This is a genomic window from Clostridium sp. CTA-19 (assembly GCF_054767855.1).
In genome coordinates this window covers 18,152-29,424 of sequence record NZ_BAAABH010000038.1, presented here as the reverse complement: position 1 = coordinate 29,424, position 11,273 = coordinate 18,152, and the positions used below count along the sequence as shown (strand labels likewise).

The 11,273-nt window shown below is 28.9% G+C and carries 6 protein-coding genes; 1 reads left to right on the top strand and 5 read right to left on the bottom strand.

Annotated elements, in window-relative coordinates; translation table 11 throughout:
- Positions 1-965: 965 nt before the first annotated feature.
- Positions 966-1,871, top strand: coding sequence for a radical SAM protein (locus ACYUE0_RS15635; protein ID WP_460271445.1), 906 nt, complete (start codon positions 966-968; stop codon positions 1,869-1,871).
- A gap of 1,403 nt (positions 1,872-3,274) precedes the next feature.
- Here the strand turns inward: ACYUE0_RS15635 and ACYUE0_RS15630 are convergent.
- The 5 genes from ACYUE0_RS15630 to ACYUE0_RS15610 all read right to left on the bottom strand — a co-directional run bounded on the left by ACYUE0_RS15630 (position 3,275) and on the right by ACYUE0_RS15610 (position 11,237).
- Positions 3,275-5,074 (bottom strand): heme NO-binding domain-containing protein, encoded by a 1,800-nt coding sequence (locus ACYUE0_RS15630; RefSeq protein WP_460271443.1) that lies wholly within the window; start codon positions 5,072-5,074, stop codon positions 3,275-3,277.
- A 52-nt stretch (positions 5,075-5,126) separates the two neighbouring features.
- Complete coding sequence (locus tag ACYUE0_RS15625; protein WP_460271441.1) at positions 5,127-6,635, bottom strand: sensor histidine kinase; 1,509 nt, start codon at positions 6,633-6,635, stop codon at positions 5,127-5,129.
- A complete protein-coding gene (locus tag ACYUE0_RS15620) occupies positions 6,616-7,314 on the bottom strand; it encodes a response regulator transcription factor (RefSeq protein WP_061995336.1) in 699 nt (232 codons plus the stop codon). Before ACYUE0_RS15620 ends, ACYUE0_RS15625 begins: the two co-directional genes overlap by 20 nt.
- Before the next feature lie 407 nt (positions 7,315-7,721).
- Positions 7,722-9,095 carry a peptidoglycan-binding domain-containing protein gene (locus ACYUE0_RS15615; protein ID WP_460271439.1) on the bottom strand — a complete coding sequence of 458 codons (1,374 nt, stop codon included), beginning with the start codon at positions 9,093-9,095 and terminating at the stop codon, positions 7,722-7,724.
- A gap of 249 nt (positions 9,096-9,344) precedes the next feature.
- On the bottom strand, positions 9,345-11,237 hold the full coding sequence (locus ACYUE0_RS15610; protein WP_460271437.1) for a S8 family peptidase: 1,893 nt from the start codon (positions 11,235-11,237) through the stop codon (positions 9,345-9,347).
- Positions 11,238-11,273 lie beyond the last annotated feature (36 nt).

Genomic DNA, 11,273 nt, shown 5'->3' with positions numbered 1-11,273 from the left:
ATTATGTAAGTAACTATAACTTTAAAAGAATACATTCTTCAATTGATTATAGGACTCCAAATGAGTTTTATAATTTAACAAATAGTAATTTTAAGAATAAGCTAGTAATTAGCATTTAGAGTCCACTTTGAGGGGGCCAATCCGACAATAATGGAGGAAACTGAACTGCCAGTTTCTTTTTAATTTAGGGGCGTAAATTCTAAGTTTGTGATATTAAATTAAACAACGTTATATTCAAAGTTTACAGCCGTAACAAGAAGGACACGCGTAGCAAAATATATTTTCCATAAGTTATTTTGTGAGTGAAATCTAAAATGTTATCAATAAAATTTAAATTAATCAAAGCCGGTCCTTAAGATAGTAGCTTTGCTGCGTAGTTGTTCGGGACTGGCTTTGAGCTATTAGTTGAAAAATATAAAACTAGAAGAGTATCAAGTGTTAGCGAAGAAAATAAATTTACCGTGCCTGTCCCATTTGTGATGGAGGTGTAACATAGGATAGTTGCTTATTTAGTTGAGGTAGAAAGTTTTGAAAATTTGACAATGGACAAAGGACAATTAAAAAAATTAAGAATTAAGAACATTATATAATTGACATTTGACAAAGGACAATTGACAATAATGGTTGAAACTGGATTACCAGTTTCTTTGAATTAGAGAGAATAAATTCTGAATTGAAGATATAAATCTAACTAAAGCTAAATTCAAAATGTACAGCCGTAACAAATGGGACAGGCACGAAAGATGTATACCCATAAAACAGAGAGTAGCTCTTTAAATTTAATTGCTATAAATAAAAAAAGTTAGCCAGTCCCTAAGATAGTTAAGCGTTATGGTTGATAAATAAAATTTAATAAACTAAAATCATAAATGTAGATTCTATGTGAATTCAATTAATAAGATAACAAATTTAGATATAATTTTGAATTCTATATATTCTACAATACATTAAGTAAGGTGATTTTAATGAGTAATTTAAATATATTACGTTCTTGTAGTCTTTGTCCTAGAAATTGTGGTGTTAACAGAACTGGTGGTGAAATTGGTTTTTGTTCAGCCTCTGATAAAATTAAGGTATCGAAAGTATCTAAACATTTTTGGGAGGAACCCTGTATATCTGGAGAAAATGGTTCAGGAACGGTTTTCTTTTCAAACTGTAATTTAAAATGTGTTTTTTGCCAAAATTATAAAATTAGTACTGAGGGATTTGGTAAAGAAATTTCTATAGAAAGATTAAGTTCTATTTTCTTGGAGCAACAATCTAGAAATGTAAATAATATAAACTTAGTAACTCCAACTCACTATATTCCTCAAATAATTGAGGCTATTAAACTAGCTAAATCTAAGGGGCTTACTCTTCCTATAGTTTATAACTCCAATGGATATGAGGATGTAAATGCTATTAAAATGTTAAATGGATACATAGATGTTTATCTTCCGGATTTAAAATACTTTAGTGATAAGTACGCTGTAAAATATTCTAAAGCTCCACATTATTTTACTGTAGCAACAAATGTTATAGATGAAATGTTCTCTCAGATTGGACAACCTGTTTTTAATGAGAATGGACTAATTAAAAAGGGTGTTATTATAAGACATTTAATGCTTCCAGGCTTACTTTTTGACTCTAAAAAAATAGTAGATTATGTATATAAAAAATATAATGATAAAGTATTTTTAAGTCTTATGAATCAATATACTCCTTTTTATAACTGTAGTGAATATGAAGAGCTAACAAAACCACTTAACCCTAAGCATTATGAAGCGTTGATAGATTATTGCGTAGAGCTTGGTTATAAAAATGCCTTTATTCAAGAAGAAGGTACTTGCAAAGAAAGTTTTATCCCTGACTTTAATTTAGATGGAGTTTAATTTAGTTTTATCTAAAAGCTTAAATAAGCAATATCTTTAAGTATTAATTTCATAACAAGAGGGACAGGTTCATTTTTGGATATTTTCTTCTCTAAATCTGTAGATTCCACAAGATAAGTAAAGAACCAGTACCCCTATTTGGTTTTAGTGAAATTTTTAAATAAGTAATTACTATTAATGTTGGCTCCATTACAAGTGGGACTTTTCTAGTTAAAAGTGAACAGTGAATAGTTAACAGTTGTGGTTATTACTAATCACTTTGTTCCCAGTAATACTGAACGTATTTTTTTATATAAATTGGCAGAGCAAATTATATGATTAGATTTTTTAAAATCATATTTCAACTAATAACTCAAAGCCAGTCCCAAACACCTAAATAAGTAATTACTATTAATGTCGGCTCCATCACAAATGGGACAGGCACGATAAGTTTACTTTCTTCACTAAAATTTAATACTCTCCTAAATTTGTCTTGCTCAACTAACAAAACAAAGCCAGTCCCTAACATCTATGCTACGAAGTAGCTACTCTTGGGACTGGCTAACTTTTTTTATCTATGGTAACTAAATTTAAATAGCTGATTTTTATCTTATGAAGCTGCATTTGGTCGTGCCTGTCCCATTTGTTACGGTGCTACACTTTGTTATTAACTTCTACTTAAATTTTTATTTCAACCTGAAACCTTACTCCACTCAAATTTAAAGGGGCTGTCGCAAAATAATTATACTGTAAAAGCCAGGTTTTTTTGAACCTGTCTTTTGTTATAAAAAACATTTATTAATATTTTTGAATTCAAAAGATGGTAAGAAAATTTTTAAATAAGTTATTCATTAAAAATAGAATTAGAAAATCTTATAAGTTTGTGTTTTGTTTTTAGAACCTAACCCCAAGGACGGGGTTAGCGATTGCCTAGACAGGACGTCACTTCAACCGTTTAGTTCTGAAAATAAAATAACAAAATTATTAGAGTTTCTTTTATATTTTTCTGAATAGCCCTTTAAATTTTTTCTTGCCATTAATCATATATTAATCAAATTACCTGTAAAAAAGGGAGCTATCGCTCCCCTAACCTTTAGTTAGTTTTGCAACAGCCCCTCCTCAACTTTTAACTCTTAATTTTTCAAAGATTGTCCCTAACATCTACGCTACAAAGTAGCTACTCTTGGGACTGGCTAATTTTTTTAGTTATAAAAAATATATTTTAACTATTTTTTTTATGGAACTACAGGTTTCTTGCCTGTCCCATTTATTAATTTCATTTCTTAATTTTAAATTTATTCCCTTTAATTCAAAGAAACTGAGTAACAGTTTCAACTAACATTGTCAATTGTCCATTGTCAACTGTCAATTACTAAAGCCCTCAACTTTTCACTAATTACTGTTAAATACTAAACAACCATTTATTATACTTTATAATTGTCTAAGCTATCTTTAAAGTATGTTGCTATTTTATCAAATTCATTTATGCTTTCTGTAAGCTTTTTAATCTCTTCAGAGTATACATTAACATTAGCACTTACTTCTTGTGATGACGCAGAGTTTTCTTCTGCTATAGCAGCTAAAGATTCTATATTATCATACATACTAGCTATAGAACCTGCCTGTGAATCTAATTTTTCTATTGTTTTAATCATTGCTTTTGAAACAGTTTTAACAGATGTTGTAGACTCTTTGCTTACATCTCTTATTAATTGTAATCCTTCAGTCTCTTTTTGAAGTACTTCATACTGACTATCTATATTCATTACAAGTCCACCAATATCTTCTACAAACTGAACTAAGTTAGTATTTATCTCTTGCACTGCATCCTTAGTCTGCTCTGCTAGTTTTCTTACTTCCTCTGCAACTACAGCAAATCCTTTTCCTTGCTCTCCTGCCCTTGCAGCTTCTATGGAAGCATTTAAAGCTAATAAATTTGTCATATCTGATATTTGAGCTACTATAGAAACAATATTTGTTATGTCTTTAGCTTTGTCACCAAGTTGAGTTCCTTTTGTTTTTACTTCTTGGAACCCTTCTAATGTAGCTAGAATATTTTTACTAGTATTTTCAATTTTTAAATAACTGCTATTTATTTTACCTACAGTTAATTCTAGTTCTTCCTTATTTTCGTTTTCATTATTAACTATTGCTTTTAAACCATTAATATTGTCATTTAAAACTTGTGCTGCAGTTTCTGTACTATTAGCTTGATCTACAGATGTATTTGCAACTTGATTAACTACTTCTACAATATCACCAGAAGTTCTATACATATTATCTGATATATTACCTAGCTTTTGAGCAAAACTACCCATTTCATCAGTTATTCCCTTTAATCCAATAAAGTCGCTTTTTATTCCTTTAACATGTTTGTCTATTCTATCATATAAGTATTCAAATTCGTCATTTGTAACTATCTTACTATCCTCTACAAACTTCTTATTATTTAAGTTTTCTATAACTTCATTTATATGATTCATTGGTCTTAATAAAATTTTCACACCAACAAAACTCACAATACCACTTATAAAGGAAATTAATAAATTTTTTAATACACCACTAAATCCTAATATAGGTAAATTTATTAAAAACATAATTACAAATGTAAATAAGCCTACTTTTGATGCAACGTTTTTTAGAAATCCTAAAGATAAAACATTGTTTATAAAATATTTCTTTTTATACTTTATATCTTCCTGAAATGTTATTTTAACTTGCATTGTATTATCTTTAGTTTCTATAATATCAAAATCTGCTTTTTCCTTAAAGTACATAAAGCTTCCTTCTAACATACCTAAGAAATAATCAAACATCTTTCTTTTAGATGAATACGTAATTATAGCTTCCTTGTTTGATATTGCCTCTATATTAACTATTGGAGGATTAGCTCCTGGTATTTTCTTAGTCATAACCAAATGAATATCATAAAGCGATTTTAAGAATGAGTACGTATTATCACTTTTAAAAAATGTTGGAAGTTCTTCTGCAAAAGAATATACATTGTCATGACCTATTTTTAACCATAATTCCTTCTCACTTATATTTTTTTCTCTAGTAACATAATGTATAAATTTTTCTATTTTTTCATCATTTACATCTTCTGCTGGTGAAAAAACTTTTGTAGCATCAAACCCTACATGAATCATTGCATCATCTACAAAACTATCACCATAAAGTTTTCTGCAAGTTTTAAACCAAGCACTTACAGCTGTTCCCTTCACTGAAAATTCCCCCTTTACTTATACCATTTAATATATAAATTAAATTAATTCTCTATTTTACTAAGTTACAATAAAAATAAAACTCCACACCTCTTTCTGTGTTTTTAGCTCCATATTTAAAGTTGTGCATATTAAGTATATTCTTAACTATAGAAAGTCCTAAGCCATTTCCGCCTAACTTTCTAGTTCTTGATTTATCAACTTTATAAAATTTATGCCAAATGTTTTCTAACTGTTCATCACTTAATAGATCACAGGTATTTTCAAAAGATACTCTTATAAAATCTCCATCATTTTCAATAGCTATAAATATATTGCCATGGTTTTTTGTATACCTTATGGCATTAGTTATAAAGTTTATAACTACCTGTTCCATCCTAAACTTATCAGCGCATATTATTGGATTTAAGCAATATCGTTCTATTACCTTTATGTTTTTTTCATTTATTTCATTTGATAATGCCCTTAAATTACTAGATATCATTTCACCTAAATTAAATTCTTCAAAATTAAGATCAATAACTTTACTTTCTAGTGCTGATAATTCTAGCATATCTTTAACCAAGTTACTCATTCTATTAGTTTCATCTATAATTATATCTAAAGATTCTTTTTGATCCTCTTCGCTAAATATACCATCTTTTATGCCCTCAGCATATCCTTGTATAATAGTTATAGGAGTTTTTAACTCATGTGATGCTGCAGCTACGAAATCTTTTCTTATTTTTTCTAATTGACGTTCTTTTTCTATTTCCTTTTGTAACCTAACATTTGTCTGTTGAAGCGATGTTAAAGCACTAGTTAAGTTATAAGATAAAAAGTTCAATGTAGTTGCTAAATTACCTATTTCATCCTCTGATTCATACTCACATCTTTCTGTAAAATCTAATGTGCTCATTTTTTTAGCTTTATCATTTATGTTTTTTAATGGATTAGTTATCATATTAGAATACACATATGAAAGTATCAATATTATAAATATAGCTACAATATAAAAATACTTATAAAACTCTTCTATAACACTTATACCTTCACTTATCGGTAACATAGAAGTAGTAGCTACAATTAAATTGCTTTCATCTAATGTAACACATACAAGCTCTTTATTTTCGCTATAATCACTTTCAACACTAAACACAGCTATATTGTTTGATACAAGCTTTTGCATTAGAGATTTATTATTTCTAATTTCATTTACTATCTCCATTATATGTTTAGATCTGCTATTTCTTTCATCAACAACTTCTATATTCATAGCTATGCTAAATCCAGGTTTATACTCCACAATGCCTATATAGGTATTATATTCCTCTTCACATTCCTTCATTAACTCTAAAATCTCATCATAACTTTCACTCTTATTGTATTTTTGAATAAATTTTGCAGTAACACTTTTTATCTCTTGGCTCTTCTTATTAAAATACATATTCTCGAAAAATATTCTTTGAACTATAAGGGTAAAGCTTAAAAATAATATAAATATTACCATAGTTATAAAAAACAATTTCTTAGATATACTTTTGTTTATACTATCTAAATATCTATATATCTTGTTTCTCATCTTTTACCTCAAATTTATATCCAAATCCCCTTACTGTTTGAATGTATTTTGCTTTATCATTTATTTTTTCTCTTAATCTTTTAACACTAGTATCTACTACTCTAAAGTCCCCCATAAAGTTATATCCCCAAACACCATTTAGTATTTGTTCTCTAGATAACACTATATCTTTATTTTTCACAAAATACATAAGTAGTGAAAATTCTGTTGGAGTTAAAGATATATCTTCGTTATCCACAATAACATTATGAGATTTCTCATTTATACACAAACCATTAAATTCATACACATCTTCATCTTTATTATCGTATCCATAGGTCCTTTTCATTAGTGCATTTATCTTCGCTACTAATATTTTAGGACTAAATGGCTTAGTTTCATAATTATCAACACCTATTCCAAATGCTAATAATTTATCCTCTTCTTCACCTTTTGCACTTAGCATTATAACTGGCATATTGTACTCTTTTCTAAGTATCTTAAGGGTTTCAAAGCCATCCATCACCGGCATCATTATATCTAATAAAATTAAATCTACTTCATTACTTTTAACTTTGTTTATAGCATCAACGCCGTTACTTGCTTGTAGTATATTATAATTCTCTTTAGATAAATATGCAGCTAACAACCTTCTTATATTTTCTTCATCATCTACAATTAATATAGTTTTATTCTTCATATTAATCACCTGATTTTAAAACTTTAATTCATAAAAGTAATCAGGTTATTCACCTACCCTTCTCTATATTATAAAAATTCAATCTAACTTTTTTAACTTACATATAAATATTTTGCTATCAAATATAGAAAAACAACCTTAAACTTAAATATTTCTTGAACTCCTATATTTTTAACTTTCTATATTTGAAATTCTCCGTTACTTTATATTTTGCCACTTAATTATGTCTATTCTGTATTAATTTTATAATATATGTTTTCCTATATATTATAATAATATCAATTAGGCATATGAAAAGAAATAAAAAATTTAAATATTTTCCCAATATATGTATAAAAAAATAACTAGCCCATTTTAAATTGGCTAGTTATTTTAGATTCAATGATTTTTTAAGTTTTTCCTTTAACTTATTTAACAGGATAATCTATTGTAGGAACATCTAATGATCTTCCAATTATAAATGTTGGTGGAACAAATATTCCCATTTCTCTTGCAACAGATTCAACCTCATTATCATTTATTCCCATAGAACTTCTAAGTTCTGCAATTTTTGTTACTCCAACATATATATTAGATATTTGATACCATGTTGAATAATCTACTACACCTGTTTGTGGTAAATTAAAAATCTTTTGAAAGGTTTTTACTGCATCTGCAGTTGATTGACCATAAACTCCGTCTACGGCCACCTTTGGAATTAGTGGATAATTATCCCCTATTCTATTTAAAAAAGTTTGAATTGTTGTAACAGGATCTCCTGAACTACCTACTTGTAATGTAAAACCTGGATAGGATTTAGGTATGCCAGAAACCTTTGGTGCTTTTTCTATATCTATGTCAGGTCCATAAAAACTTGTCAATATTTCATAAGGGGTTTTCCCTTGGTCACCTAAATATTTACTTCCCCATTGTGTTAACCATCCAGGACATTTCACCCTTTCACCATCACAATATTGAGTTAATAATGGTTGTTTTGCTCCTCTTCTCTTTACATAGCTTGTAAATATTTCATCTACTATCCTACTTATATTATCAAAAACATTTCTACCATAAGTAAAAGCATGATCAAAGGCAGTTGAATTGGTTATTGTAAAATTATATCCCTTACCGGTATACCACTCTGTGAAAATTCTATTTAATGTAAAAGATAGTATGCAATATACATTAGACCTTATTGTATTTTCTGACCAAGTTGAATATATCTCAGAACTTGCAACATTTTTAATATAATCTTTAAATGGAACTCTATAACTTGGCGCACCAGTATTAGTAGGTACACCAGCATGAACAATAACAAACTCTGGAACCACTACTTCATCTAAAACAACAAACCCACCACCAGGACTCTTAGGTAATGGTTTTTCTGGTGCCTCTGGTATTTTTGGTGGAAATGTGCCAAAAAGCCTATTATCAGGAACATCTATAGTTCTAAGTTCACCCATTTCCCTTGACTCAGAGGGACTTCCTAACAGCTCAATATTTTGTATAGCTGTTGACTCTGGCAATATCTGTGCATTTCTAATTTCTACCGGTTCAAATCCAGGTGCCTCTGCCCTAACATCCCATAAACTATATGGCATTTCTGTATACTCTGGTCGTTGACTTAACTCTATAGGTGGCGTATTAACATCTACTGTTTCTGTTTGGCCAACACTATTTGTTGTTAATTCTACTCTTTTATTTTCATCTTCTGATGGATTCATAATTATTCTTACGTCTTTTAATGGTACAAAAGTATCTTTTTTATATACATTAACTAAAATTCTACCTATATCAGCCATAAAATACTCCTTTTTAAAAACTAATTCATTATATCTTATGTACTAAAATGTAAATTGTTTACTCTTTATACCATTAACTTTAAATTAATGGACATTTTTATTTTCATAAATATTTATAAGCATATTTTTTAGTTTTAAATAGATTTTCATTCATAAAATAGAAAAGTGATTAACTTAAGTTTCATCATCAACTTTTTATTAACCACTTTTTTACTTTAAACCAATAGCATCTCACTAAAAATTTAATCCCTATATTAAATCTGTATAATTAAAGCTATACTTTAACCTATTAGCAATATGTTCTGTAACATATACTTCAACTTCCTTTGACATAAGAAGTGTTTCTTTATTCTCATGATGTTCTATAATGCTTCTTTGATCTACATCAAGCTCTCTGATTGAATCGAATATCCCTTCTAAATCTAAGATTCCAAAACCCCATTCTCTATTAGGATAGACATCTCCTTTTCTTTTTCGAGTTCCTCTTATAATATAAGCTTTTGCTTTTTGTGCATACATCTTAGAATCATTTCCTTGAACAATTGCCCATTGGTAAAAAAGTGCCATTGCACCAGTTAGGACAGCACCTGCAACACTGGACCCTGTTAAAGTTACAATGTTTCCTCCTGGAGATGTTGCCTGTATATCTACACCACCTGCAGTAACCTCAGGTTTTATTCCATCCTCTCTAGTAAATCCTCTACCTGATTGAATTACCGAACTATTTGTTGTTTGATTGTAAAAAGATGTGCTTATAGCTGCATTACTAGTTGAAGGTATAGTAAGAGTTACATTGGGATCTGAACTTAAAAATTTAGTATTACTTGCTAATAATTCTCTTTGATATATCCATGCATCAAAAGTTCCAAAAACTACATAATCAGCATAAACTTTTATTTGCCAAATCCCAACTTTAATATCTCTTATTAATATATTTACGTTTTGATTTCCACTATAATCATTAGGATAATCATATTCCACAATTATAGTACTACCTTCAAATACCAATTTAAGTTCTTTGGTCTTTTTAATTTTAGCTGGAATCCTCTCAATTACCTCTCCACTAGGGGATACCAGTCCAACTGAAATTTTATCTGGCTTACTACACCATATAGTTATAGCCAAATCCTTTTGATCCCTATCTACAACAATCTCCATTGTTTTTTCTTCTCCAGATTTTTCAAATTTACTTCTGTAGTGGGTTTCACTATTACCTTCATTGCCACAACTTGTAATAAAAAGTATTCCACTTTGATTAGCAAAAAGGTCTATGTACCTTTCTAGTACAGATGACCCATCATGCCCTCCAAAATTACTAGCTAGTGGAATATATATTATTAATGGTTTATTATATCTTTGTTGAATTTCAGATAAATATCTTATTGCAAGTATAATATCTGTTGTTTGATACATAGGGTGCCTTCCTCTTTGTAATCCATTTGCTATCAAATTCTTTTGTGATGCTTCATCTAACTTTACAATTGCAAATTCACAATTAGGTGCAGCGCCTACGATACCATTATATCCCCTTCCACCAATTATGCCTGCCATTGAAGTTCCATGTCCATATTCATCCCTACTATTTACTATTTTATAAGGGTCTTCATTATTTTTATATGCTTTTATTGCTGCATTAATTTCATCACTATCATAAACTGTGCCATAGTGAAAGCCTGGAGGTGGTGTTAAATCCTCTACTGTTTGATCCCATATTTCAAGTATTCTTGTTTTACCATCTTCAGTCATAAATTCTTTATTTAAATAATCAATTCCAGTATCTATAATTCCTACTACAACTCCATCACCTTTTAAATTTAAGTAAGGATTATTATGAAATTTAGTTATATTTGCAGCTTCTAACGGTGATATATAACTTAAAGTAAATATTCTATTTACTTCATAATTTACTATATTAGGCACCTTTGCTAAAACCTCTTGTAAATAACCTACTTTTACACCTAATATTGCATATATAGGATTTATTATAATTGCACAAGCATAATATTTATCTGCAAGAGCCCCAGTTAAATCTCCATAATATTCTATTACATATGATTCAAATTCATCTAGTAAATACTGTTCCCCACATTCTTCTGTTGTTTGAGTTAGAATAAAATCTTCTTTGATTCTATTTACTTTCATTACATACCTCCATAAGAATTGAATCTTTTTTTAATT